This is a genomic window from Streptococcus sp. S5 (assembly GCF_034134805.1).
In the GTDB taxonomy this organism is placed as follows: Bacteria; Bacillota; Bacilli; order Lactobacillales; family Streptococcaceae; genus Streptococcus; species Streptococcus lingualis.
On the sequence record NZ_CP139419.1, the window covers coordinates 853,608 to 878,542 of the forward strand.

A 24,935-nucleotide genomic window follows, 5' to 3' on the forward strand; every position below is an offset into this window, starting at 1 on the left:
TTCTTATAATACCCACTTTCTAATGGCGTATGCAACGCCAGATTCATCATTTGATTTGGTGATAGTTGTAGCAATTTTTTTAAGAGCTGGATTGCCATTCTCCATAACGACAGCATGTCCCACGACTTCTAGCATGGAACGGTCATTTTCCTCATCTCCGATGGCCATGGTTTCTTCTTGCTGGATTCCAAGTCGTTCAGCTAAATGAAGAACAGCTGCTCCCTTATTGGTTGTTTTCCCTAGAATTTCTAAATAAAAAGGGGCTGATGTGACCATAGTGAAGCGATCCTTGAATTCTTTAGGGATTTTTGCAATCGCAGCATCTAGAATATCTGGTTCATCGATATACATGGCCTTGACAAATTCTTTCTCACGAACTTCTTCAGGCGTCCGGTAATAAAGGGGCATGTTGACCAGTTGAGATTCATGAATGGTGTAGCGTCCGATATCTCGATTGCTGGTATAGATGCCGTCTTTAGTAATAGCATGAGAGTGGATTTGGAGTTTGTTAGCAAGAGACTCGATATCGAGATAGTCCTCATAATGTAAAAGGTCTTTGATGAGTTCTTTTCCAGTAGCAGTTTTTTGCACCAGACCGCCATTAAAGGTAATGACATAGTCTCCAGGATCCATCAAATGGAGTTCTTTTAAAAGTTTTGAGACCCCTGCGATAGGGCGACCGGTTGTGATAACGATTTTAACGCCTGCGGCTTTAGCATCTTGAATGGCTTCAAATACAGAAGGTGTGATCTCTTTTTTTGAATTGAGAAGTGTACCGTCGATATCGATCGCAACTAATTTAATGGACATCCGTCTCTCCTGTAAAATAATCATTGGTAATATAGGAAGTGAATTCCTCTACTTGCTTACTGAAAAGTCCATTAACCTCCAGCATTTCTTTTGGGAAATAGAAGCGGTTGTCCCCATAGCGAGTTCCTGCTAAAGCAGCGACGAGTGGAGACAACTGAGACAATTCAGCGAGACTCCCATCTTTTCGGATCATCTCGATCTGGGTCCGCGGTTTTTCAAGCTCTGGTCGATAAATATCGTAGGGCAGATCGAAATTTTGATGAATAGCGGTGTAGTAGGTTGGATTAAACCCAACCTCTTTAATCAGTTTTTCAAGGATTGCTAAGTCTTTTCGTTTATCTTCTGTAAATAGAATCGATTTAAAGACTTTCCGATTAATATAGCGCTGAGCAAGATCAGACAAGATGGTATCCGGACTATCCATCCAGACTTGGAAATAGGTATTCATCACACCGTCATCTAGATTTAGGTAGTCTTGAATGGTGACCTCTTCTTCAAAAAATGGAATCAAGCGAGGTGAAGTCAGTTGAAAATACTCTTTCTGATCGGGATAAATGGTTCTAGCTCGTTTGAGAAGATTTTGAAGGAGGACTTCCATGGCACGAGTAGCCGGGTGGAAGTAGACCTGCATATACATTTGGTAACGGCTGACCACGTAATCCTCGACAGCGTGCATGCCATTTTGTTGGAAGGCAATGCCATTTTCAATCGGTCGAATGACGCGCAAAATACGGGTCAAGTCAAATTTTCCATAGGAAGCACCCGTAAAATAGGCATCCCGCAGTAAATAATCCATTCGGTCCACATCAATCTGACTAGAAATTAATTGCACCACTTGTTTATTGGGATAGGTATGATCAATGACGCTGGCTACACGATTTGGGAAATCAGGAGCCACTTGCAAGAGGATCTGATTGACCTCCGTCTCTGGGCTGGTGATGATCAGCTGGGTCATTTTTTCATGATCGGTTCCAAAGAGTCCTTCGAAGGTATGAGAATAAGCACCATGTCCAATGTCATGAAGAAGAGCGGCTGTCATGGTCAGTAAGTTTTCATCAGAATTCCATTGCTCTGCATACTTCTCCTCAAAAATGGATAGAATGCGTCTTGAAATTTCATAGGCGCCAAGACAGTGAGAAAAACGACTATGCTCCCCACCGTGGAAGGTAAAACCAGATGTCCCCAGTTGTTTGATGCGGCGTAGTCGTTGAAATTCTTTACTATTAATTAATTGATAAATGATGGGATGATCCACATGAACGTAATCATGCACGGGATCGCGAAAGACTTTTTCATTCATGGGTCTATTATAGCAAAAAAAAGCCTATTTTGCGATATAGAGGCTAATAGGGGCAGTCAAAATGCGTAAAATTTGATAGAATAGTAAGGCAAGAAAAGAAGAGAAGGAGACAAAGATGCAGATTCGCATTCAAAATACCATTCGATTTGGAGAAGAAATGGAAATCGTTGATCAGTACTATCAAGGTGAATGGAAGGAAAAAGCAGGTTTTCAGTATCTCTTGTATACCAATGAAGAAGATGAAAAGGTTGCTTTGAAATTTTCCAATGACGAATTGGTCATGACACGTTTCTCAAGTCCTAAATCCATCATGCGTTTCTACAAAAATGAAGATGGTGGGGCAATCATCCCAACTCCGATGGGCATTCAGCAGTTTTTGATTACAACAGATTTCTTTCAATTAGAAGCAGGTCATTTGCAAGTCTCTTATCGCTTGTTAACTCTCGATGGAGAACAGGAATTTGCTAATTATCAATTACTAGTGGAATGGGAAGAATAGACCTCATTAAATTATTAGAGATCCCGCTTGCTTTATTCTATAAAAATGGTATAATAAAACCACTCAAGGGAGTAGCTGGCGGTTTTCCGCGATAGTGTCGTCATTACGAATTATTTCCGGCACTATATTAAACAGCGAGACTTGTTTTTTTAAAAAACAGGTCTCTTTTTTTGTAAAAAGAGGCCAAAAAGGAGGAGACTGTTTTGTCAAAAGAACAAAATAAAGATTTGTTTTACACGCAATCTTCTGAGGAAGTCCTAAAGAACTTGGACTCATCTGTCGAAGGTTTGTCAACCGCCCAGGCTCAAGAACGCTTAGCGAATTATGGTCGTAATGAGTTGGAAGAGGGTGAAAAACGTAGCCTACTAGCTAAATTCCTTGATCAATTTAAGGATTTGATGATTATCATCTTGCTTGTGGCAGCGGCACTTTCTGTGATTACAGAAGGAATGGACGGTCTAACGGATGCCATGATCATCTTGGCCGTTGTTGTCTTGAATGCTGCCTTTGGGGTTTACCAAGAAGGGCAAGCAGAAGCAGCCATTGAAGCTCTGAAAAATATGTCTAGCCCCATGGCTCGTGTTCGTCGTGATGGCCATGTTATTGAGATTGACTCAAAAGAATTGGTACCCGGAGATATCGTCTTGCTTGAAGCGGGAGATGTCGTGCCTGCAGATATGCGTTTGTTTGAAGCAGCTTCTCTTAAAATTGAAGAAGCAGCTCTTACAGGGGAGTCTGTGCCAGTTGAAAAAGATGTGACAGGACTTGTTGAAGCAGATGCTGGTATTGGGGACCGCGTTAATATGGGTTACCAAAACTCAAATGTAACTTATGGTCGTGGTATTGGTGTCGTAACAAACACTGGTATGTATACAGAAGTTGGTAAGATTGCAGATATGTTGGCTAATGCCGATGAGACTGAAACACCATTGAAGCAAAGCTTGGAACAATTATCTAAAGCCTTGACTTACTTAATTGTTGTGATTGCGGTCATTACTTTCTTAGTTGGTGTCTTCGTTCGTGGGGAACATCCATTGGAAGGCTTGATGGTAGCTGTTGCCCTTGCGGTTGCGGCGATTCCAGAAGGACTTCCTGCCATTGTAACCATCGTTCTTTCTTTGGGAACAACAACCCTTGCCAAACGCAATTCGATTGTTCGTAAATTGCCAGCGGTTGAAACACTTGGTTCAACAGAAATCATCGCATCTGATAAAACAGGTACTTTGACCATGAACCAAATGACGGTTGAAAAAGTCTATACCAACGGTCAATTACAAAGTGCAGCAACCGAAATTGGAACAAGCAACAATACGCTTCGCATCATGAACTTTGCCAATGATACCAAGGTAGATCCATCTGGCAAGTTGATTGGGGACCCAACAGAGACTGCTTTGGTACAGTTTGGTTTGGATCACAATTTTGATGTTCGCGAAATTCTGAAGGATGAGCCACGTGTGGCAGAATTGCCATTTGACTCAGACCGTAAGCTTATGTCAACTATCCATAAGGAAGCGGACGGTTCATACTTTATCGCTGTTAAGGGGGCTCCTGACCAATTGCTCAAACGTGTGACGCGTATTGAAGTTAATGGGGAAGTTCGTCCTATTACGGATGAAGATAAGAAAGCTATCCTTGCTACCAACAAAGACTTGGCTAAACAGGCCCTTCGTGTCTTGATGATGGCTTATAAGACAAGCAAGGAAATTCCAACCTTGGAATCTGAAATTGTTGAGTCTGACTTGATCTTCTCTGGTTTGGTCGGTATGATTGACCCTGAGCGTCCAGAAGCAGCTGAAGCGGTTCGTGTTGCTAAGGAAGCGGGTATCCGTCCAATCATGATCACGGGTGACCACCAAGATACAGCAGAAGCGATTGCTAAACGTCTGGGAATCATCGATCCAAATGATACAGAAGACCATGTCTTTACAGGAGCTGAGTTGAATGAACTCTCTGACGAAGAATTCCAAAAGGTCTTCAAGCAATATTCTGTTTATGCTCGTGTATCACCTGAACACAAGGTTCGGATCGTGAAAGCTTGGCAAAATGAAGGAAAAGTTGTTGCCATGACTGGTGACGGGGTCAACGATGCACCATCACTTAAGACAGCTGACATCGGTATCGGTATGGGGATTACAGGTACAGAAGTTTCTAAGGGAGCTTCAGACATGGTCCTTGCCGATGATAACTTCGCCACTATTATCGTAGCGGTAGAAGAAGGACGGAAGGTCTTCTCCAATATCCAAAAATCTATTCAGTATCTCTTGTCCGCCAATATGGCTGAAGTCTTCACCATCTTCTTTGCAACACTCTTTGGTTGGGATGTGTTGCAACCAGTGCATCTTCTCTGGATCAATTTGGTAACCGATACTCTTCCAGCCATCGCTCTTGGTGTGGAACCAGCTGAGCCCGGTGTCATGACTCACAAACCTCGTGGACGTAAATCTAACTTCTTTGACGGTGGGGTCTTTGGAGCCATTCTTTATCAAGGAATCTTCCAAACCATGCTAGTTCTTGGTGTTTATGGCTGGGCCTTACTCTCTCCAGAACATGCGACTCGTGCCGAAATCCATGCAGATGCTTTGACCATGGCCTTTGCAACTCTTGGTTTGATCCAATTGCTCCATGCCTTTAACGTTAAATCGGTTTACCAATCCATCTTTAAAGTGGGACTCTTCAAGAACAAGACCTTTAACTGGTCGATTCCAGTTGCCTTTGTTCTCTTGATGGCGACCATCATTATCCCTGGATTTAACAAACTCTTCCATGTGTCTCATTTAAGCTTGACACAATGGTTAGCTGTTATGATTGGTTCGCTCTTGATTGTTGTTCTTGTTGAGATTGTTAAAGCCGTTCAACGTGCACTTGGAAAAGATAAAAACGCCATTTAAATATAAAAGAAGTCATCTCCGGATGGCTTTTTTTGCGGGCAAAATGGACTGGGCATATTTCTTGAGGTACGTGTAGATTTTTGATAAACTAGTCAACAGTTTGAAGAAAGGAAACTTAGTTATGAAAAAGTTTTTTGCTGAAGTAATCGGTACATTTATGCTTGTCTTTATCGGGACTGGCGCAGTTGTTTTTGGAAATGGAACAGAAGGTCTGGGACATTTAGGAATTGCCTTGGCATTCGGTTTATCTATTGTCGCAGCAGCTTACTCAATTGGGACTGTTTCGGGTGCCCACTTGAACCCGGCTGTTTCGATTGCCATGTTTGTGAACAAACGCTTGTCTTCAAAGGACTTGGTTAATTATATTGCAGCGCAAGTAGTGGGTGCGGTTCTCGCATCTGCAACAGTACTCTTCCTCTTGTCAAATTCAGGTATGTCAACAGCTAGTCTTGGTGAAAATGCCCTAGCGAAGGGTGTGACTCCATTTGGCGGATTCTTGTTTGAAGTAATTGCTTCCTTTATCTTTATTTTGGTCATCATGACAGTGACTTCAGCTACCAAAGGTAATGGCAAGATCGCTGGTCTTGTGATCGGTTTGAGCTTGACTTTAATTATTCTTGTTGGTTTGAACATTACAGGACTTTCTGTTAACCCAGCTCGTAGCTTGGCACCTGCCCTCTTTGTTGGTGGTGCAGCCCTTCAACAAATTTGGATCTTTATCTTGGCTCCAATTGTCGGTGGTGTTCTGGCTGCAATCGTTGCAAAAAATCTCTTGGATACTGAAGAGTAAAAAAATTGGTTCCGAAGGAGCCAATTTTTTTTATAGTTCAAGGATCGTCATGGTTTGAGAAAATTCATGAGCGAGCTGTTTTTTCTTGTATGCTTTAAATTCGGGGAGGTCTTTGATTCTGCGATAGCGTTTGTAGGGATCGTATCGTTTTGGAAAATCATATTCAGGAAAAGCATCGAAAAATTGTTTGCAAAGCTCCCATTCTCGGACATAGCCTAAAGGTCTGGCATGATAGGTGATATTGTCGATTTTCCTATCTGAAATTCTGTGGTGGCTGTGTCCAAATATGACATCTTTGACAGGGAATTGCCGAAAAAGCTCATGAAAGGCTTGGCTCCCTAGAAAAGCATTAAAGCGTTCAAAATAAGGGTGGCGCAGGAGAAACTGACTATGAGGAACAAAGTGCATGGCGATGATCAGGGGTTGGTCTACACGCATGAGCTCTTGTTCCAGTTCTTGCAACAGACGTTGGGTAATGGCTGGATCAGATCCCATTCGTTGGAGGCGTCTGTCAAACCAAAACAGATTCTTGGTTTGGAGATGTTTTTGGGGAGAAATAGTAGGAACAAAGCTGTAGTCATACCAGCCCGAAAAGGCAAGAAGCGTATGATTGGAGAATGAGATTTTTTGAAATTCAAAAGGTCTCATGGCTTCTTCTGATAGGCCCAGCATATCATGATTTCCTAGGCTAAAGGTCACTGGAAGGTGACATTGAAGTTGGTCTAAAAATTCCTGTGACGTCTTTTCAAAGCCGTTGGCAATATCTCCTGCAATATGGAGATGTTGAATTTTTTTGTCCTTGAAAAGAGTGATCAGAGTCTCTAATTCTTCTTTGCCGAAGTTGTTTGAATCAATATGTAAATCGGACATAAAAGCTACTGTTGTCATGCTACCAGTCTAGCATAAGAGCATCTTTTTTTCTAACAATTAGGTTACAAATGAATAGAAAAAATGCTGAAAATCAGCTGGCTTGGCAGTTGTCAACCAGCAGATCCAATATTGGAAGGTGGGCAAATAGTGAAGGTTATGATATAATAGACTAGATACATAGAAAGAGGTACTTATGGACATTTCAGAAATTCGTCAAAAAATTGACGCAAATCGTGAAAAATTAGCTTCTTTCAGGGGGTCTCTTTGACTTAGAGGCATTGGAAGAAGAAATTGCCATTTTAGAAAATAAAATGACAGAACCTGATTTTTGGGATGATAACATTGCTGCGCAAAAGACATCTCAAGAATTAAATGAACTCAAGCAGACCTATGAAAATTTCCATCAAATGGTGGATCTCTTTGATGAGTCAGAAATCTTACTGGACTTTTTGGCAGAAGATGATTCGGTCAAGGAAGAATTGATCGAGAAGTTGGAGGAGCTGGATAAACGTATGACCAGCTATGAGATGACCTTGCTATTGTCTGAACCCTATGACAATAATAATGCCATCTTAGAAATCCACCCAGGTTCAGGAGGAACAGAAGCTCAGGACTGGGGCGACATGCTTCTTCGGATGTATACTCGTTTTGGGAATGCCCACGGCTTTAAAGTTGAAGTCTTGGACTATCAGGCTGGAGATGAGGCTGGAATCAAGTCTGTGACCCTATCCTTTGAAGGGCCACATGCATACGGTCTTCTGAAATCTGAAATGGGGGTACACCGTTTGGTTCGGATCTCTCCATTTGACTCCGCTAAACGTCGTCATACCTCCTTTACATCTGTTGAGGTCATGCCCGAATTAGACGATACCATCGAAGTCGAAGTTCGTGATGATGATATCAAGATGGACACCTTCCGCTCTGGTGGAGCTGGTGGACAAAACGTCAACAAGGTCTCTACAGGGGTGCGCTTGACCCACATTCCGACAGGGATTGTAGTGGCGTCCACCGTGGATCGGACCCAATACGGGAACCGTGATCGTGCGATGAAGATGTTGCAAGCTAAACTCTACCAATTAGAGCAAGAGAAAAAAGCAGCAGAAGTGGATTCTCTAAAAGGGGATAAAAAAGAAATCACCTGGGGAAGTCAAATCCGCTCCTATGTTTTTACCCCTTACACGATGGTTAAGGATCACCGGACCAACTACGAAGTAGCGCAGGTGGACAAGGTGATGGATGGAGATATCGATGGCTTTATCGATGCCTACCTTAAATGGCGTCTCCAATAACCTAGAGGGAATCAACCAGAAAAGAATGAAAGGAATTTCATTACATGTCAATGATTGAAATGAAAGATGTTGTCAAAAAGTATGACAACGGGACGACGGCCCTTCGCGGGGTCTCTGTCCAAATTGAACCAGGAGAATTTGCCTACATCGTAGGACCTTCTGGTGCAGGGAAGTCGACCTTTATTCGACTTTTATACCGTGAAGTCAAACACGATAAAGGAAGTTTGAAAGTAGCTGATTTTGATTTGGATAAAATCAAAAAACGCGATATTCCTATGTTGCGACGCAATGTGGGAGTGGTCTTCCAAGATTATAAATTGCTTCCAAAGAAAACCGTTTATGAAAATATTGCCTACGCAATGCAAGTTATCGGTGAGCGCCGTCGCAATATTAAAAAGCGTGTTATGGAAGTTTTGGATCTTGTCGGATTGAAACACAAGGTCCGCTCATTCCCGAATGAATTGTCCGGTGGAGAGCAACAACGGATTGCGATTGCTCGTGCGATCGTCAACAATCCGAAAGTCTTGATTGCGGATGAGCCAACGGGGAACTTGGACCCAGATAATTCATGGGAAATCATGAATCTTTTGGAGCGGATTAATCTGCAAGGGACCACAGTATTGATGGCGACCCACAATAGCCAGATTGTAAATACTTTACGTCACCGTGTCATCGCGATTGAAAATGGTCGTGTAGTGCGTGATGAAGCGGAAGGAGAGTACGGATACGATGATTAGAAGATTTTTCCGACACTTAATCGAATCGCTTAAAAGCTTGAAACGAAATGGTTGGATGACGATTGCAGCGGTCAGCTCGGTTATGATTACCCTTAGCTTGGTTGCTATTTTCGCTTCAGTTATTGCCAATACCATTAAGCTTTCAGATGATATTCAAAACAGTGTGCGGGTTGTAGTATACATGCGCAAGGATATTCAAGATCAGAGCGAGCAGATTGAAAAAGACGGTCAAACCGTGACCAATGAAAACTACCATAAGGTCTACGATGCTCTGACAGCCATGAAGCATGTCGACAAGGTTGATTTTTCTAGCAAGGAAGAACAGTATGATAAACTGATCAAAACGGCTGGGAACAACTGGAAGATTTTTGATGGAGATGCCAATCCTCTCTATGATGCTTATTATGTAGAGACAACGGCTCCTAAATATGTAAAGCAAGTTTCGGCTGATGCCAAAAAAATTGAAGGAGTTTCTGAGGTAAAAGATGGTGGGGTCGATACCCAACGTTTGTTCGCTCTTGGAACCTTCATCCGAAACTGGGGCTTGATTGGTGTAGCTTTATTGATCTTCATCGCAGTCTTCTTGATTTCAAATACCATTCGGATTACCATCATTTCACGTAGTCGTGAGATTAAGATTATGCGACTGGTAGGAGCAAAAAATGGTTATATTCGTGCACCATTCCTTTTAGAAGGTGCTTGGATCGGTCTCTTGGGAGCCTTGGTTCCTTCAGCTTTGGTCTTTTATGTTTATAATGTTGTCTATACATCTATGAACAATAACTTGGCAGATCAAAACTTGTATCTCTATAGCCCTCATCTCTTGGTACCGATCATGGTCGGTGGCCTCTTTGGATTAGGAATTTTGATTGGGGCGATTGGTTCTTCAATCTCCATGAGACGTTTTCTTAAGATATAATAAAAAAGCAAGTTCGCACTTGCTTTTTTTGTATCCTTTTATTAGGACAGGAAGGAGGATACATGATTCTTTAAGATTGTCTAAAGAAGGGATTGAACATCTTCTCGTGACCAATAGAAGTTTCAGGGCCATGACCAGGATAGACGGTATAGGAAGATGGAAGGGAAAAGAGTTCTTCTCTAATACTGCTAAGCAACTGTGCCGCGTTCCCTGTTGGAAGATCGGTCCGTCCAATGGTTTCGCGAAAAAGGGCATCACCAGATAGAACCAGGTGATCCTGAGGAAAGACGATGGAAACCCCTCCTGCAGAGTGGCCTGGTGTCTCCAGAACATAAAAGTGGAAATCAGCTATTTGGTAATCGGAGCGAATGTCATAAAGGAAGTCGGCCTCCTTGCATACAACATCTTCTAAATCCGCATGACGATCCAAACCAGATAAATTATCGACAGGAGAAGACAACCAACTGGCTTCTGCTGGATGGACATAAACAGGTGGGAAATGATAGGTCTGACGAACCTTTTCAAGACTCATAATGTGATCATAATGCGTATGGGTTAAAAGAATTGCTACGATTGGTTTTCCGATGCGATCCAATTGTTTTTGAATAGTCGCCCAGTCGCTACCTGGATCGACAAGAATGAGGGAGTGATCATTTTCAAGGTAGTAGGTGTTTTCATAAGCTATAGGATTAACAGTACGATAGATTTTCATAAGGACTCCTTTCTAGAATAGTGTATCAAATTGTAAGGAAAATAACAGGATTGAAGTCAGCCTGAAAGGAGAAAAAAATCTGCAGAGCTTGCTCAAACGTGATATAATTTTAAGTATTATGACAAGACAGAAACGGAAATATGCCATTGTGGATCTGGAAGCGACCAGTGCTGGAAGCAATGCTAAGATCATTCAGGTTGGGATTGTCATCATCGAAGATGGGAGGATTATGCAATCCTATGAGACGGATGTGAATCCCCATGAACGATTGGATGAGCATATCAAACAATTGACTGGCCTGACAGATGCTCGCTTGAAAAAAGCACCAGAGTTTGCACAAGTGGCAAAAGAAATTTTTGAATTAATAGAAGATGCCGTCTTTGTGGCCCATAATGTCAAATTTGATGCGAATTTATTAGCAGAAGCCCTCTTTTGGGAAGGATTTGAGCTAACGACTCCTCGGATTGATACGGTTGAATTGTCTCAAATTTTCTATCCGACTTTAGAACGCTACAATTTAGGAGCGCTTGCAGCTGAACTGGAAATTGAGTTACACCATGCTCACTCCGCTTTAGCGGATGCTATGGCAACAGCCCAGCTGCTGTTGAAATTGAGAGAGAAAATTGCTAGTTTACCAAGGGGATTGATCGAAAAACTTCTTTCGATGGCAGATTGTTTGATTTATGAATCACGACTCTTAATAGAAGATGCGCTTGAAGACAGTAGCCTTTTTTTACCAGCTCATTTAGTAGAGGTTCATGGTCTCTATCTGCGAAAGCCACAGCAGTTTTTAGAAAGTCGTCATTTGTCTGAACAGTTTGAACTCAATATGCAGCTGTTGGGAATGGAGGCTTATCCGGAGCAGAGAGAATTTGTTGCCTATATCGAGGACAGTTTGCAACAGCCACTTCCGAGTTTTATTGAAGCGCCAACGGGTATTGGGAAGACCTATGCCTATCTATTAACGCTTTTGGCGAAAACATCCAAGCGCATTCTTGTCAGTGTTCCGACTAAAATTCTTCAGGATCAAATTATGAAGAAGGAAGGAAAGACTATCCAAGATCTTTTCCAAATTCCCTTTCATAGCCTGAAAAGTCCCAAGGATTACATCCAACTCGATAAATTTTATGAGGCCTTACAGAGTGAGTCAGATAATGGGATGATCCGACGCTTTAAAATGCAACTGTTGGTTTGGCTGACGATGACGGAAACGGGAGAGCTCAGTGAAATTGGTCAACTCTATCGTCATCTTCATTTTGTAGCTGACATTTGCCACGATGGCCAATTGTCGAAACGTTCGCTTTTTTATCAAGAAGATTTTTGGCGCCTCGGCCAGGAAAAAGTGAAAACCAGCCGGGTAATTCTGACCAATCATGCCTATCTGTTAACTCGTCTAGAAGATGATAAGAGTCTACTTCAAGAATCTGTTCTGGTTGTGGATGAAGCGCAAAAACTCTTCTTTGCTTTGGAGCAGTTTTCACAGAGAGAAGAAACCTTGCAATCTCTTCTTCTAAGCTTGCAACACGCCATCGAAGAGGAAAAAGATCTTCTGCAACGGCGTTTGCTGGAAAGTATTCAATTTGAATTAAATGCCTGCTCTAAGGAAGTTGTACAAGGAAAAACAGCGATCTTATCAGATCAAACAGTGGCAAAAATTCGACAGGATGTCTCAGAATTAAAAAACGAATCATTAGAGAATCTAAGGGAATTGTTTGATGAGCGCTACCAAACCTTTTGGATGGACAAGGAAGTGGTCGAAAGCCACCAGATTCTTCGTCTCCACGGAGGAGTTGAGGACTTGCTATCCTTTAAGGAGTTTGTTCCTGAAGAAGTGCCCGTGCTCTTTGTATCAGCGACGATCGCGATCAGCAAAAAGGTGCATTTACCTGCCCTTTTGGGATACAAAGAGCAGCAGATCTACCGGGTGCCAATAACAGTCAAACAACACCAGGAATTATTGGTGCCGATAGATTTTCCAGATGTCGTTTCTTTATCTTCAGTGGAATACGCAGGGGAGATTTGTCAGCTCGTCGGTGAACTCCTTCCTTTACGAAAGCCAATTTTTCTTTTGTTTACTTCAAAAGAATTGTTACTGGAGACGTCAAACGCATTGAAGTTTCCTCACTTGGCCCAGTATCGAAATGGGGATGCAGCCAATATTAAGCGACGATTTGACCGAGGAGAAAGCTCCATTTTATTTGGAACAGGAAGCTTCTGGGAGGGAGTCGATTTCTCCCAACAAAAAGAAGTGATTCAAATCATCACGCGCCTTCCTTTTGACAATCCTAAAGATTATATGGTTCAAAAGCTGAATACAAAACTCAGAGAACAGGGGAAAAATCCCTTTTACGACTATAGTCTTCCAGTCGCGATTTTAAGGCTAAAACAGGCTATTGGGAGAACCAGCCGTTTTCAAGATCAGGAATCTTTGGTGCTTTTATTAGATCAGCGGGTGGTAACCAAGCGATATGGAAAACAAATTTTGGATGGTTTGCAACAAGTGTTGCCCCTTCACACGACAGTGAGAGAGCGGCTTGTTGAGCAAGCAGCTGACTTTTTTGAAAGGAATTGAGAAAATGAAAAATAAAGGATTTGGACTTGCAATTGCATTTGTACTGGCACTTTGTGCTATGTTGTTGGGAACTTTCTTTCCCATTATTGGCTCCAGTGTTTTTGCCTTAATTTTAGGAATTGTCCTTAATGAATTTGTGGATTTGCCGGAGAATTCACGACCAGGCTTGAACTGGTCCGGTAAGAAATTGTTGCAGTATTCGATTATCTTCATGGGATTTAGCTTGCCCATTGCGACAGTTGCCTCTACAGGTTTGTCTTCTTTAAAGATTAGTCTGCCAACGATAACCGTTGCCTTTCTTGCAGCTATTATTTTTGGGAGAGTCTTCCACCTGAAATCTCATCTACGGACCTTAATTGGGTTTGGTACAGCTATTTGTGGTGGATCTGCTATTGCAGCAGCAGCGCCGATCATTGAAGCAGACGAAGAGGAAATTGCCCTATCTATGTCAACTATTTTCTTCTTCAACATTTTGGCTGTCTTTATCTTTCCAGTATTAGGGCATTTATGGCATATGTCTAATTTCCAATTTGGCCTCTGGTCAGGAACAGCCATTAACGATACGTCATCTGTTGTAGCAGCAGCATTTTCTTACAGTAAAGCAGCGGGGCAAATGGCTACAATTGTTAAGTTAACACGCGCCCTGATGATTGTACCAGTTTGTTTGGGCTTGATCGGTTTAAAATGGTATCGGAGTAAACAACAAGGAAGAAACAAAGGAATGTTAAAGAAAATTATTCCTTGGTTTATTATCTGGTTTATTGTGGCTTCCATTCTTTCTTCTATTGGCCTGGTACCTAAAGTGGTCCTACCTTACCTAAATGACCTTTCTCACCTCTTTATGGCCATGGCCTTGGTTGGAATCGGAAGCAAGGTTTCTTGGAAACAGTTCCGTGCGGCAGGAGCAGCCCCCCTTCTGGTAGGTTTGATTGCTTGGTTCTGTGTGGCAGGATCTAGCTTGATTCTACAGATGTTGTTCTATTAATTAATTTGATGATTCTCACAGAAAGGAACGTGAATGAAGAAACATCATTTTTGGACGATCCACCTGGATTATTCGATCATTGGAATTGTCTTCACCCTACTTATAATAGGGATCTTATCCGTTTATGTGGCAGTTTCTCATGATTATCCCCAAATGGTGTGGCCTTTTTTGGGGCAGCAATTAGCCTGGATTGGTGTGGGATGTATCATTTGCCTGATTGTGACGATTTTTAGTACGAAATTTCTTTGGAAAATCACTCCCTTTCTTTACCTACTAGGCTTGGCCTTGATGGTTCTTCCTCTTGTTTTTTATAATCCAAACTTGGTGGCTTCAACAGGTGCAAAAAACTGGGTAGCTTATGGAAACATCACCTTATTTCAGCCTTCAGAATTTATGAAGATTCCCTTCATCCTGATGCTGTCACGTTCTATTGTTCGATTTTTACAAAGAAATAAGGGGCGTGAGCGATTGTTACGACAAGATTGGTTTTTAATTCTAGAGTTGACCATCTATACAATTCCGGTCTTTGCCTTATTGGCCCTCCAGCAGGACTTGGGAACGGCCTTAGTATTCTTGGCCATCTTTGCGGGCTTAGTGCTCGTTTCAGGAGTTTCTTGGAAAATAATCTTGCCGGTCATCTTGCTTCTGGCAGGTGGGTTAGCAGGCTTTCTCTTTCTCTTTCTATCAGAAGGGGGTCGGGCTTTTCTGCACCAGCAAGTAGGGATGCCAACCTACCAAATGAACCGTATTTTAGCCTGGTTAAATCCTTTTGACTATGCACAAACAACCACCTACCAGCAGGCGCAAGGACAGCTAGCCATTGCCAGTGGTGGACTCTTTGGTCAAGGATTTAATGTATCTAATTTATTGGTTCCCGTAAGGGAAAGTGATATGATTTTTACAGTCGTCGCAGAAGACTTTGGCTTTGTTGGAGCTCTGGTGCTGTTGATTTTATATGTGACCCTGATTTACCGTATTTTAAAAATCACCCTCCAGTCCAACAACCAATTTTATACCTATATTTCCATTGGATTTATTATGATGCTGGTCTTTCATATTTTTGAAAATGTCGGAGCGGTAACGGGCCTTCTCCCCTTGACGGGGATTCCTCTCCCCTTTATCTCACAAGGAGGTTCCTCTATTATTAGTAATCTGATTGGTATTGGCCTAGTACTCTCAATATATAATCATAGTAGTAAAAAGAAAGGACCAGAAGAAGAGGTTCCAATCCGTAAAAAAGTAGTCCTTAAAAAGGCGCAATAGTTAGAAAGAAGGAATGAAAATGAAAAAAGTAGCAACGATTTTAGCAAACGGTTTTGAAGAAATTGAAGCCTTGACCATTGTCGATGTTTTGAGACGTGCTGGGATTGACTGCGACCTCATTGGCATGGAAGAAACAGTCACAGGTTCTCACCAAATTACAGTGGAAGTAGATCGCCTTTGGAGTGGAGATCTTTCAGATTATGATGGAATCTTCTTACCAGGTGGGATGCCAGGAGCAGCGAATTTGAGGGACAATGCAGAATTGATCACAGCCCTTCAGGAAGAAAGTGGCAAAGGAAAAACCATCTCTGCAATTTGTGCTGCCCCCATTGTTTTGGCGCGTGCAGGTCTCTTAAAAGATAAACACTATACGTGTTACGATGGCTTTGAAGAAGAGATTCAAGATGGCCATTATCAGAAAGAAACAGTGGTGAAAGATGGTAATCTTCTCACCAGTCGTGGTCCTTCAACAGCCCTAGCCTTAGCCTATGCCTTGGTAGAGCAATTTGGAGGAGATGCCCAAAGTCTTCGTCAAGGAATGCTCTATCAAGATGTCTTTGGAGATGCTTAAAATTGCTCTTTTGGACACCATATTTTCTGGTGAAAGTTTACATTCTATGACGGAAAATGACTTCTCTATGATTTAAAATGAAATGACCGTAAAAAATGGCTAAAATCCCCCCTAAATGAGGGTTTTAGCTTATTTTTTTTGTCCATTTGTGGTATAATATTGACTATGAATTATCATGATTTTATATGGGATCTTGGTGGGACGCTATTGGATAATTACGAAACGTCCACAAATGCCTTTGTAGCGACATTGAAGGACTTTCACATCCAAGCCGATCATGATTCTGTTTATGCAGCATTAAAAATCTCAACACAGGATGCAATTCAAACCTTTGCCCCTCATATTTCCAATTTTCGTACGGAATACAAGAAAAAAGAAGCCTTGGGCTTGCAAGAGCCGGTCTTATTTGAGGGAGCAAAAGAGTTACTAGAAGAGATCCAAGTACATGGAGGACGCCATTTTTTGGTATCTCATCGGGATCGCCAAGTTTTGACCCTTATTGAACAGACAGGCATTGCACCCTACTTTACGGAGATTGTAACAGCAGACGAGGGCTTTCCTCGAAAACCAGACCCAGCCTCTATGCTTTATTTGAAGGAAAAATATGGCATTCAAGACGGTCTGGTCATCGGAGATCGTCCGATCGATATAGAAGCTGGGAAGGCTGCAGGGCTTTCGACCTATTTATTTGATTCCATGCCACGCTTACACCAGTTTATATTTGAATAGAAAAGGGAAATTATGACAGAGGATAAACAGCAAGAAAATCAAGCACAAGAATATGATGCCAGTCAGATTCAGGTCTTGGAAGGACTAGAGGCCGTTCGGATGCGTCCGGGGATGTATATTGGATCTACCTCAAAAGAAGGTCTTCATCATCTGGTCTGGGAAATCGTGGATAACTCGATTGACGAAGCCTTAGCTGGTTTTGCTAGCCATATTGAAGTTTTCATTGAAGCAGATAATTCGATCACGGTTGTCGATGATGGTCGTGGGATCCCAGTGGATATCCAAGAAAAGACAGGTCGACCTGCCGTCGAAACTGTCTTTACCGTACTTCACGCAGGAGGAAAATTCGGCGGAGGCGGCTACAAGGTTTCTGGTGGTCTTCACGGGGTAGGATCATCCGTTGTGAATGCCCTCTCCACATCCCTCGATGTTCGCGTATATAAAAATGGCAGTATCCATTACCAAGAGTATCGACGTGGACACGTTGTGGATGATTTGAAAGTCATCGGGGAGACAGATCGGACAGGGACAACCGTCCACTTTATTCCAGACCCAGAAATCTTCACAGAAACCACCGAGTATGATTTTGACAAATTAAATAAACGGATTCAAGAATTAGCCTTTTTGAATCGTGGCTTGCGTATTTCTTTGACGGATAAGCGAGAAGGCTTAGAGCAAGAAAAGCATTACCACTACGAAGGTGGGATCTCTAGTTACGTCGAGTACATCAATGAGAACAAAGATGTCATCTTTGAAAAACCCATCTACACAGATGGAGAAATGGATGATATTACCGTTGAAGTGGCTATGCAATATACCACAGGCTACCATGAGACGGTCATGAGTTTTGCGAATAACATTCATACCCATGAAGGTGGGACGCATGAACAGGGCTTCCGTACAGCTCTCACTCGTGTGATCAATGATTACGCTAAGAAAAATAAACTCTTAAAAGAAAACGAAGACAATCTAACTGGGGAAGATGTTCGAGAAGGCTTAACAGCAGTGATCTCGGTTAAACATCCAAATCCACAGTTTGAAGGACAAACCAAGACCAAACTTGGAAATTCAGAAGTTGTTAAGATTACCAATCGACTCTTTAGTGATGCCTTTTCTGATTTCCTTTTGGAAAATCCGCAAATTGCTAAGAAAATCGTCGAAAAAGGGATTTTAGCGGCGAAAGCTCGGGTGGCTGCTAAGCGAGCGCGTGAGGTGACCCGTAAGAAATCAGGGCTTGAGATTTCCAACCTACCTGGTAAATTGGCAGATTGTTCTTCAAACAATCCACAAGAAACAGAACTCTTTATCGTCGAAGGGGATTCAGCCGGAGGATCTGCAAAATCTGGTCGAAATCGGGAATTCCAAGCGATTCTCCCAATCCGTGGTAAGATCTTGAACGTTGAAAAAGCAAGTATGGATAAAATTCTAGCCAATGAAGAGATCCGTAGTTTATTTACTGCTATGGGAACTGGATTTGGTGCTGAATTTGATGTCACAAAAGCGCGTTATCAAAAATTAGTCATCATGACTGATGCCGATGTCGATGGCGCACATATTCGAACCCTTCTGTTGACCTTGATCTATCGCTATATGAAACCAGTCTTGGAAGCGGGATATGTTTATATTGCGCAACCACCAATCTATGGGGTCAAAGTCGGTAGCGAGATCAAAGAATATATCCAACCTGGTGCCAACCAAGAAGCAGAATTAGCTGCAGCCTTGGAACGCTATTCAGAAGGTCGCTCAAAACCAACCATCCAACGCTACAAAGGTCTTGGGGAAATGGATGATCACCAATTATGGGAAACAACCATGAACCCCGAACACCGCTTGATGGCACGGGTATCAGTAGACGATGCTGCGGAAGCAGATAAGATATTTGATATGTTGATGGGGGACCGCGTGGAACCACGTCGGGAATTTATCGAAGAAAACGCTGAATATAGTACACTCGATGTATAAAATTCAACGAACGCTTCCCATTAATGGATATTTTATGGTATAATTACTAGGATTACGTTCAAGTAATACGATGAAGGAGTTTTTATATGTCTAGTGGACTAATTGTTCTCATCTTTATTGTCGCCCTTATCTTGATTGTAGGATATGTGGTTGCAGTCATTTTGAGAAAACGAAACGAGGCCTTACTGGCAGCGCTGGAAGAACGAAAAGAAAAGTTATATAACCTTCCGGTCAACGATGAAGTTGAGGCCGTAAAAAACATGCATTTGATTGGTCAAAGTCAAATTGCATTTCGTGAATGGAATCAAAAATGGGTAGATTTATCCTTAAATTCATTTGCTGATATTGAAAACAATCTGTTTGAGGCGGAAGGCTACAATAATTCTTTCCGTTTCATGAAGGCTAAACAAGCTATTGACAATATCGAAAGTCAGATCCAGTTGATCGACGAAGATATCAAAGCGATTCGCCAAGCCCTATCAGATCTTGAAGAGCAAGAACAAAAAAATAGCGGACGTGTGGTTCATGCCTTAGATATGTTTGAAGAACTTCAAAAAGAAGTCACTTCAGATCCAGATCGTTATGGCAGTGCACTTCCTGAAATTGAAAAGCAAATTGGAAATATTCAATCTGAGTTTTCACAATTTGTCACCTTGAATTCTTCAGGTGACCCTGTTGAAGCAGCTGAAATCCTTGATACAGCTGAGAATCATATTGTGGCCTTAAAACAAATTGTTGAGCGAGTGCCAGAAATTGTCACCGCTCTTCAGTCAAAACTTCCAGACCAATTAGAGGATTTGGAAAGTGGCTACCGCAAGCTTTTGGAATCTGGCTACCACTTCACTGAAACAGATATTGAATCTCGTTTCCAACAGTTGCATGCTTCCTTGAAGAACAATATGGCAAATGTATCCGCGCTTGAATTGGACAATGCTATTTACGAAAATGAGCAAATTCAAGAGGAAATCGATGCATTGTATCACATCTTTACTCGTGAAATCGAATCACAAAAAGTCGTGAAGAAGTTAGTGAAACAACTGCCTGGCTATTTGAAACACGCAAAAGATAACAATAGCAACCTTGCAGCAGAAGTGGAACGCCTTGGTAAAACATTCGTCTTGAATGAAGCTTTCAGTCAACAATTAAAAGAGTTAGAAGCTGAGCTATCTTCACAAGAAAATGTGGTAGAAGATGCCTTGAAAGATTCATCTGAAACACAAAAAGCTTATTCTATCGTAGAAGAAGAGTTAGAAGCTATTGAGGCTCGCTTGAAAGAAATCGAAGATGAGCAAATCAGCTTAAGTGATTCCCTTTCAAAAATTGAAAAAGACGATGCCAATGCTCGCCAAAAAGTCAATATCTATGCCAACCGTTTGCATGCCATTAAACGCTATATGGACAAGCGAAACTTGCCAGGAATCCCTCAAGAATTCTTGGAATTATTCTTCACAGCAAGCAACAATACAGAGGCTTTGATGGATGAGTTGGAAGGGGATAAAATCAACATCGAATCAACCAATCGTTTGTTAGATATTTTGACAAATGATATGAATGAATTGGAAGAAGCGACGTATCGAATTGTACAAAATGCTACTTTAACGGAGCAGTTGTTGCAATACTCAAACCGTTACCGTTCATTTGATGATCATGTGCAAGCAGCTTTTGATGAATCCCTTTATATTTTCGAAAGAGAATATGACTATGCGGCTTCCTTCAAAGTCATCTCAGATGCTTTGGAGATGGTAGAAGCTGGAGTGACCGATCGCTTTGTTACTTCGTATGAAAAAACTCGGGAGCAAATTCGCTTCTAATAACAAAAAAACGACTTCTTAGGAGGTCGTTTTTTTATCTTCAAATGATCATTGAAACTTGAAATTTAAACCCTATTTTTGTATAGTAAGGGAGAAATAAGAAAGGAAAGCGATGAAAGAAGTAACCGGTCTCCTCGTTATGGATGTAGATGGAACCTTGATAAGACAAGAAGGAATTGATCTACTAGCTCAAGAAGCTGGCGTGGGAGAAAAAGTGGCAGAGATTACAGCACAAGCGATGAAAGGGGAGCTGGATTTTTCAGCATCTTTAGAGGCGCGTGTTGCTTTATTGAAGGGATTAGAGACCTCTATCTTTCCGAAAATTTTGGAACAGATGGAAGTCACGCCGGGTGCTGAAACCTTGATCACGGAACTGCATCAAAGAGGTTACAAGGTTGGTCTTGTTTCCGGGGGATTTCATGAAGTCATCGACCCCATCGCGAGGTCTTTAGGAATTGATCTAGTCCTAGCAAATCGTTTAGAGTCTTCTGATGGCCATTTGACAGGGAAAGTCCTTAGTGAAATTCTAACTCCTGAAAGGAAAAAAGAGTCTCTCATGACATGGGCGAAAGAAAATCATGTCCCACGAAGTCAGACGATTGCGATGGGTGATGGTGCCAATGACCTTCCGATGATTGAAACAGCCGGTATCGGGATTGCCTTTATGGCCAAGCCAATCGTCGCTGAGCGAGCCCCATATTGTATCGAGAAGAGGGATTTAAGCCTTGTTCTTGAAATTCTAGACCAGCATAGAAAGGAAACAGCATGCATATCCTACTAGCACCGGATTCATTTAAAGAATCCTTATCTGCCAAACAAGTAGCAGAAGCCTTGAAAAAAGGATTTCAAGAGGCTCTACCAGATGTAACTTTTGACCTCCTTCCTATAGGGGATGGTGGCGAAGGCACCATGGAAACCCTAGCTGGAGTTCTAGATGTAACTGAGTACCAAACGCAAGTAACCGGACCATTTGGACAGCCTGTTTCAATGTCTTACTACCAAAAAGATGAGATGGCCTTTTTTGAGATGGCTTCTCTTGTCGGTTTAGGTTCGATTCCAGCTGAAAAACGAAATCCTCTTGAACTGGAAACACGAGGAATTGGTGAACTTATTTTGCAATTGGTTGACCAAGGAGTTAAAACAATCTGTGTGGGAATTGGCGGTTCTGCAACGAATGATGGTGGGATTGGGATGGCAGCCGGACTTGGGATAGCCTTCTATGATGAACAAGGCCATCTGCTTCGTCCTGTCGGGGCTTCACTCGGTCGTGTGGCTAGAATAGATACCAGTGCGGTTCCAAAAGCTTTAGAAGACATCGAGCTCCAAGTCTTAACGGATGTAACCAATCCTCTCTGTGGCAGTCAAGGAGCGACCTATATCTTTGGTGGGCAAAAGGGATTGAATCCGCTTCTGTTTCCAGCTGTTGATCAGGCTATGCAGGATTTTTACCAGCTAGCTGATGCACGAATTTTGTCTATGCCTAGCGCCGGAGCTGGAGGTGGCATGGCTGCTGGCTTGGTCGCTTTTGCAGGAGGACAGATTTCCTCAGGAATTGAAAAAAGTCTCGATTTGATTGACTTTAATCACAAAGTACAAAAAGCTGATCTGGTCGTGGTTGGGGAAGGTAGGATGGATCTCCAATCCCTTTCTGGGAAGGCACCTGTCGGGGTGGCCAAACGAACACCAGAGAAGATCCCAGTGATAGCTATTTGTGGTAGCTTAGCGGAGGATTTGCCTGCTTTTCCTAGTCATCACATTGAAGCTGCCTTCTCTATCGTACCTGGTCCTTGTGAGGTAGCAGATGCACTCGCTCATGCTGAAAGGAATCTGATTTCCTGTGCTCGAAATATTGGGAACCTTTTAAAAATAAAAGCAAACTAAAAAACCAATGGAAAGGAGATGTTCCCTTCCATTGGTTTTTCTTTAGCTAAAGAGACGTTTCCAAAATGATTTCTTTTCTGGACTGGCAGTCTCTTCTTTCTTTTCAAATAAATTTGGATACTGGAGATTCATGTCTGTTGGTGAAATTCCAGATGGGTGGTCAGTATGGATGATGAGACCAAAGGGAGAATGACGACAGTCATTCGAAACGATGCTTGCCACCAAGCCAAGGTCCTTGGTTTTTTTCAAATATTGTAGCTGGCTGTTTTCATCCAAAGCTGGGGAGATCTTGACCAAAACAGGATGAAAGCGATCTGAAATATCAGTGAGGATTGTCGAATACTGCTCCAGGTATATCTTGTCCCTTGCCTCCTCCAAGGTGCATGAAGCAATCACCCGCTCCTCATACGTCTCCAAAAATCGACGCTGCTCATCCGGATTGAATCGAGTAGGACCAGCAGCTTTTTCTAAAATCGTTTTATTAATATCTGTCATAAGTTTAGTATAGCATAAAGCGTAGCAGAAGAGTAGAAGAATGCTAAAAAATTAAATAAGGAGGGGAAATGGCAGAAAATAAGATAGTGGAACCGTTTTCTTGTTAAAAACTTCTCAATTTTCGTAGATTTCCTTGTTTTTTCTTGAAAAAATAGCCTAATTACGATATGATAGAGGAGTAAAAAATATAACTCAATAAGGAGAGTAAGAAATGTCAATTATTACTGATGTTTACGCTCGCGAAGTCCTAGACTCACGCGGTAACCCAACACTTGAAGTAGAAGTATATACTGAATCAGGTGCTCATGGACGTGGTATGGTTCCATCAGGAGCTTCTACTGGTGAACACGAAGCAGTTGAACTTCGTGACGGTGACAAATCTCGTTACGGTGGTCTTGGAACTCAAAAGGCTGTTGACAACGTAAACAACATTATTGCTGAAGCAATCATCGGCTATGATGTACGTGATCAACAAGCTATCGACCGTGCTATGATCGCTCTTGACGGTACTCCTAACAAAGGTAAATTGGGAGCAAACGCAATCCTTGGTGTGTCTATCGCTGTAGCTCGTGCTGCTGCTGACTACCTTGAAATCCCACTTTACAGCTACCTTGGTGGATTCAACACTAAAGTTCTTCCAACTCCAATGATGAACATCATCAATGGTGGATCTCACTCAGATGCTCCAATCGCTTTCCAAGAATTCATGATCGTACCTGCTGGTGCACCTACATTCAAAGAAGCTCTCCGTTGGGGTGCTGAAATCTTCCACGCACTTAAGAAAATCCTTAAAGGTCGTGGTCTTGAAACAGCCGTTGGTGACGAAGGTGGATTTGCTCCTCGTTTCGACGGAACTGAAGATGGTGTAGAAACTATCATCGCTGCTATCGAAGCTGCTGGTTATGTTCCAGGTAAAGACGTATTTATCGGATTTGACTGTGCATCATCAGAATTCTACGATAAAGAACGCAAAGTTTACGATTACACTAAATTCGAAGGTGAAGGAGCTGCTGTCCGCACTGCTGCTGAACAAATCGACTACCTTGAAGAATTGGTAAACAAATACCCAATCATCACTATCGAAGATGGTATGGACGAAAACGACTGGGACGGTTGGAAAGCTCTTACTGAACGTCTTGGTGGTAAAGTTCAATTGGTTGGTGACGACTTCTTCGTAACAAACACTGACTACCTTTCACGTGGTATCGAAGAAAAATGTGCTAACTCTATCCTTATCAAAGTTAACCAAATTGGTACTCTTACTGAAACATTCGATGCTATCGAAATGGCGAAAGAAGCTGGTTACACTGCCGTTGTATCACACCGTTCAGGTGAAACTGAAGATTCAACAATCGCTGACATCGCAGTTGCAACAAACGCAGGACAAATCAAGACTGGTTCACTTTCACGTACAGACCGTATCGCTAAATACAACCAATTGCTTCGCATCGAAGATCAACTTGGTGAAGTAGCTGAATACCGTGGATTGAAATCATTCTACAACCTTAAGAAATAATCTAGTTTACTAGACTAAAAAGATCCTTGAGTTTTCTCAAGGATCTTTTTTGCGATTGGTATAAACAAAAACTCCTCAACTAAAGCGTTGAGGAGTAGTTCTATTAGAACAAGCCTTTGATTTTGTCCAAGGCACCGCTGACCATTTCATTTCCAGATACAAGCCCTTTGGCTTGTTCAAGGTAGTCACCGAGGTTGTCTTTGTTGTCATCAACAAATTTCTTTGCAGCGTCGAAATCTTTCTTTTCGATCATTTCTTTCACTTGGTTAAATAAGTCCAATGGATTCATGTTAGGATCTCCTAAAATATAAGTTGTGAAGTCAGGCTCGCGCCTTT

General features: G+C 42.1%; 22 protein-coding genes. 16 read left to right on the plus strand and 6 right to left on the minus strand.

The annotated features are described in order from the left end of the window. Positions 1-3: 3 nt before the first annotated feature. The gene (yidA, locus tag SM123_RS04010; RefSeq protein ID WP_320909900.1) at positions 4-810 is read right to left on the minus strand and encodes a sugar-phosphatase; all 807 of its coding nucleotides are present in this window, start codon (positions 808-810) and stop codon (positions 4-6) included. Continuing rightward, complete coding sequence (locus tag SM123_RS04015; RefSeq protein WP_013903868.1) at positions 800-2,110, minus strand: HD domain-containing protein; 1,311 nt, start codon at positions 2,108-2,110, stop codon at positions 800-802. Before SM123_RS04015 ends, yidA begins: the two co-directional genes overlap by 11 nt. Positions 2,111-2,225: 115 nt before the next feature. On the opposite strand from SM123_RS04015, the gene SM123_RS04020 reads away from it, so the two are divergent. The 3 genes from SM123_RS04020 (at position 2,226) to SM123_RS04030 (ending at position 6,287) form a co-directional block, all read left to right on the plus strand. Beyond that, the gene (locus SM123_RS04020) at positions 2,226-2,609 is read left to right on the plus strand and encodes a YwiB family protein (protein WP_049475354.1); all 384 of its coding nucleotides are present in this window, start codon (positions 2,226-2,228) and stop codon (positions 2,607-2,609) included. A 203-nt stretch (positions 2,610-2,812) separates the two neighbouring features. Further along, a complete protein-coding gene (locus SM123_RS04025; protein ID WP_320909901.1) occupies positions 2,813-5,497 on the plus strand; it encodes a cation-translocating P-type ATPase in 2,685 nt (894 codons plus the stop codon). Between the two features lie 121 nt (positions 5,498-5,618). After that, on the plus strand, positions 5,619-6,287 hold the full coding sequence (locus tag SM123_RS04030) for an MIP/aquaporin family protein (protein ID WP_045759670.1): 669 nt from the start codon (positions 5,619-5,621) through the stop codon (positions 6,285-6,287). A gap of 30 nt (positions 6,288-6,317) precedes the next feature. Here SM123_RS04030 and SM123_RS04035 read toward each other — a convergent pair whose 3' ends face one another. Further along, the gene (locus SM123_RS04035; RefSeq protein WP_201089235.1) at positions 6,318-7,175 is read right to left on the minus strand and encodes a metallophosphoesterase; all 858 of its coding nucleotides are present in this window, start codon (positions 7,173-7,175) and stop codon (positions 6,318-6,320) included. 175 nt (positions 7,176-7,350) lie between these two features. Between SM123_RS04035 and prfB the strand changes: the two genes are divergently transcribed. From prfB to ftsX, 3 genes are all read left to right on the plus strand, one after another. Further along, positions 7,351-8,446 (plus strand): peptide chain release factor 2 gene (prfB, locus tag SM123_RS04040; RefSeq protein ID WP_100209015.1). Its coding sequence is split into 2 segments (ribosomal slippage): positions 7,351-7,422 and positions 7,424-8,446, totalling 1,095 coding nucleotides; the frame shifts between segments, so codons are not numbered across the junction. Between the two features lie 44 nt (positions 8,447-8,490). Further along, complete coding sequence (ftsE, locus tag SM123_RS04045; RefSeq protein ID WP_003008021.1) at positions 8,491-9,183, plus strand: cell division ATP-binding protein FtsE; 693 nt, start codon at positions 8,491-8,493, stop codon at positions 9,181-9,183. Continuing rightward, positions 9,176-10,102, plus strand: a complete 927-nt coding sequence (ftsX, locus tag SM123_RS04050; RefSeq protein WP_042759907.1) for a permease-like cell division protein FtsX — start codon at positions 9,176-9,178, stop codon at positions 10,100-10,102. The genes ftsE and ftsX overlap by 8 nt, the downstream gene beginning before the upstream one ends. Before the next feature lie 70 nt (positions 10,103-10,172). On the opposite strand, the gene SM123_RS04055 is transcribed toward ftsX, so the two are convergent. Then, a complete protein-coding gene (locus tag SM123_RS04055; RefSeq protein WP_320909902.1) occupies positions 10,173-10,814 on the minus strand; it encodes an MBL fold metallo-hydrolase in 642 nt (213 codons plus the stop codon). A gap of 118 nt (positions 10,815-10,932) precedes the next feature. Between SM123_RS04055 and SM123_RS04060 the strand changes: the two genes are divergently transcribed. The 9 genes from SM123_RS04060 to SM123_RS04100 all read left to right on the plus strand — a co-directional run bounded on the left by SM123_RS04060 (position 10,933) and on the right by SM123_RS04100 (position 22,588). Next, positions 10,933-13,386 (plus strand): bifunctional DnaQ family exonuclease/ATP-dependent helicase, encoded by a 2,454-nt coding sequence (locus tag SM123_RS04060; protein WP_320909903.1) that lies wholly within the window; start codon positions 10,933-10,935, stop codon positions 13,384-13,386. 4 nt (positions 13,387-13,390) lie between these two features. Continuing rightward, positions 13,391-14,371 (plus strand): YeiH family protein, encoded by a 981-nt coding sequence (locus SM123_RS04065; RefSeq protein ID WP_049472428.1) that lies wholly within the window; start codon positions 13,391-13,393, stop codon positions 14,369-14,371. Positions 14,372-14,404: 33 nt separating this feature from the next. Further along, positions 14,405-15,634 carry an FtsW/RodA/SpoVE family cell cycle protein gene (locus SM123_RS04070; protein ID WP_049523486.1) on the plus strand — a complete coding sequence of 410 codons (1,230 nt, stop codon included), beginning with the start codon at positions 14,405-14,407 and terminating at the stop codon, positions 15,632-15,634. 19 nt (positions 15,635-15,653) lie between these two features. Continuing rightward, positions 15,654-16,205 carry a DJ-1 family glyoxalase III gene (locus tag SM123_RS04075; RefSeq protein ID WP_320909904.1) on the plus strand — a complete coding sequence of 184 codons (552 nt, stop codon included), beginning with the start codon at positions 15,654-15,656 and terminating at the stop codon, positions 16,203-16,205. 165 nt (positions 16,206-16,370) lie between these two features. After that, complete coding sequence (locus SM123_RS04080) at positions 16,371-16,934, plus strand: HAD-IA family hydrolase (protein WP_320909905.1); 564 nt, start codon at positions 16,371-16,373, stop codon at positions 16,932-16,934. A gap of 12 nt (positions 16,935-16,946) precedes the next feature. Continuing rightward, entirely contained in the window at positions 16,947-18,896 is a 1,950-nt protein-coding gene (gene gyrB / locus SM123_RS04085) for a DNA topoisomerase (ATP-hydrolyzing) subunit B (RefSeq protein ID WP_320909906.1), read from the plus strand. 86 nt (positions 18,897-18,982) lie between these two features. Continuing rightward, the gene (gene ezrA, locus SM123_RS04090; protein ID WP_320909907.1) at positions 18,983-20,707 is read left to right on the plus strand and encodes a septation ring formation regulator EzrA; all 1,725 of its coding nucleotides are present in this window, start codon (positions 18,983-18,985) and stop codon (positions 20,705-20,707) included. 112 nt (positions 20,708-20,819) lie between these two features. Then, a complete protein-coding gene (gene serB, locus SM123_RS04095; RefSeq protein ID WP_155167538.1) occupies positions 20,820-21,488 on the plus strand; it encodes a phosphoserine phosphatase SerB in 669 nt (222 codons plus the stop codon). Then, positions 21,473-22,588, plus strand: coding sequence for a glycerate kinase (locus SM123_RS04100; protein ID WP_155167540.1), 1,116 nt, complete (start codon positions 21,473-21,475; stop codon positions 22,586-22,588). Before serB ends, SM123_RS04100 begins: the two co-directional genes overlap by 16 nt. Positions 22,589-22,630: 42 nt before the next feature. On the opposite strand, the gene SM123_RS04105 is transcribed toward SM123_RS04100, so the two are convergent. Then, positions 22,631-23,083 carry a DUF1694 domain-containing protein gene (locus SM123_RS04105; RefSeq protein ID WP_155167542.1) on the minus strand — a complete coding sequence of 151 codons (453 nt, stop codon included), beginning with the start codon at positions 23,081-23,083 and terminating at the stop codon, positions 22,631-22,633. A gap of 211 nt (positions 23,084-23,294) precedes the next feature. Here SM123_RS04105 and eno point away from each other — a divergent pair, with 211 nt between their 5' ends. Then, positions 23,295-24,599 carry a surface-displayed alpha-enolase gene (gene eno, locus SM123_RS04110; RefSeq protein ID WP_021153554.1) on the plus strand — a complete coding sequence of 435 codons (1,305 nt, stop codon included), beginning with the start codon at positions 23,295-23,297 and terminating at the stop codon, positions 24,597-24,599. Positions 24,600-24,702: 103 nt separating this feature from the next. On the opposite strand, the gene SM123_RS04115 is transcribed toward eno, so the two are convergent. After that, positions 24,703-24,888, minus strand: coding sequence for a hypothetical protein (locus SM123_RS04115; protein WP_003002861.1), 186 nt, complete (start codon positions 24,886-24,888; stop codon positions 24,703-24,705). Between the last annotated feature and the right edge of the window lie 47 nt (positions 24,889-24,935).

Bases quoted from the DNA above. Each gene is read 5' to 3' on its own strand.
- yidA (WP_320909900.1), bottom strand. From the start codon at position 810: ATGTCCATTAAATTAGTTGCGATCGATATCGACGGTACACTTCTCAAT.
- SM123_RS04015 (WP_013903868.1), bottom strand. From the start codon at position 2,110: ATGAATGAAAAAGTCTTTCGCGATCCCGTGCATGATTACGTTCATGTG.
- SM123_RS04020 (WP_049475354.1), top strand. From the start codon at position 2,226: ATGCAGATTCGCATTCAAAATACCATTCGATTTGGAGAAGAAATGGAA.
- SM123_RS04030 (WP_045759670.1), top strand. From the start codon at position 5,619: ATGAAAAAGTTTTTTGCTGAAGTAATCGGTACATTTATGCTTGTCTTT.
- SM123_RS04035 (WP_201089235.1), bottom strand. From the start codon at position 7,175: ATGACAACAGTAGCTTTTATGTCCGATTTACATATTGATTCAAACAAC.
- ftsE (WP_003008021.1), top strand. From the start codon at position 8,491: ATGTCAATGATTGAAATGAAAGATGTTGTCAAAAAGTATGACAACGGG.
- ftsX (WP_042759907.1), top strand. From the start codon at position 9,176: ATGATTAGAAGATTTTTCCGACACTTAATCGAATCGCTTAAAAGCTTG.
- SM123_RS04055 (WP_320909902.1), bottom strand. From the start codon at position 10,814: ATGAAAATCTATCGTACTGTTAATCCTATAGCTTATGAAAACACCTAC.
- SM123_RS04060 (WP_320909903.1), top strand. From the start codon at position 10,933: ATGACAAGACAGAAACGGAAATATGCCATTGTGGATCTGGAAGCGACC.
- SM123_RS04065 (WP_049472428.1), top strand. From the start codon at position 13,391: ATGAAAAATAAAGGATTTGGACTTGCAATTGCATTTGTACTGGCACTT.
- SM123_RS04070 (WP_049523486.1), top strand. From the start codon at position 14,405: ATGAAGAAACATCATTTTTGGACGATCCACCTGGATTATTCGATCATT.
- SM123_RS04075 (WP_320909904.1), top strand. From the start codon at position 15,654: ATGAAAAAAGTAGCAACGATTTTAGCAAACGGTTTTGAAGAAATTGAA.
- SM123_RS04080 (WP_320909905.1), top strand. From the start codon at position 16,371: ATGAATTATCATGATTTTATATGGGATCTTGGTGGGACGCTATTGGAT.
- gyrB (WP_320909906.1), top strand. From the start codon at position 16,947: ATGACAGAGGATAAACAGCAAGAAAATCAAGCACAAGAATATGATGCC.
- ezrA (WP_320909907.1), top strand. From the start codon at position 18,983: ATGTCTAGTGGACTAATTGTTCTCATCTTTATTGTCGCCCTTATCTTG.
- serB (WP_155167538.1), top strand. From the start codon at position 20,820: ATGAAAGAAGTAACCGGTCTCCTCGTTATGGATGTAGATGGAACCTTG.
- SM123_RS04100 (WP_155167540.1), top strand. From the start codon at position 21,473: ATGCATATCCTACTAGCACCGGATTCATTTAAAGAATCCTTATCTGCC.
- SM123_RS04105 (WP_155167542.1), bottom strand. From the start codon at position 23,083: ATGACAGATATTAATAAAACGATTTTAGAAAAAGCTGCTGGTCCTACT.
- eno (WP_021153554.1), top strand. From the start codon at position 23,295: ATGTCAATTATTACTGATGTTTACGCTCGCGAAGTCCTAGACTCACGC.
- SM123_RS04115 (WP_003002861.1), bottom strand. From the start codon at position 24,888: ATGAATCCATTGGACTTATTTAACCAAGTGAAAGAAATGATCGAAAAG.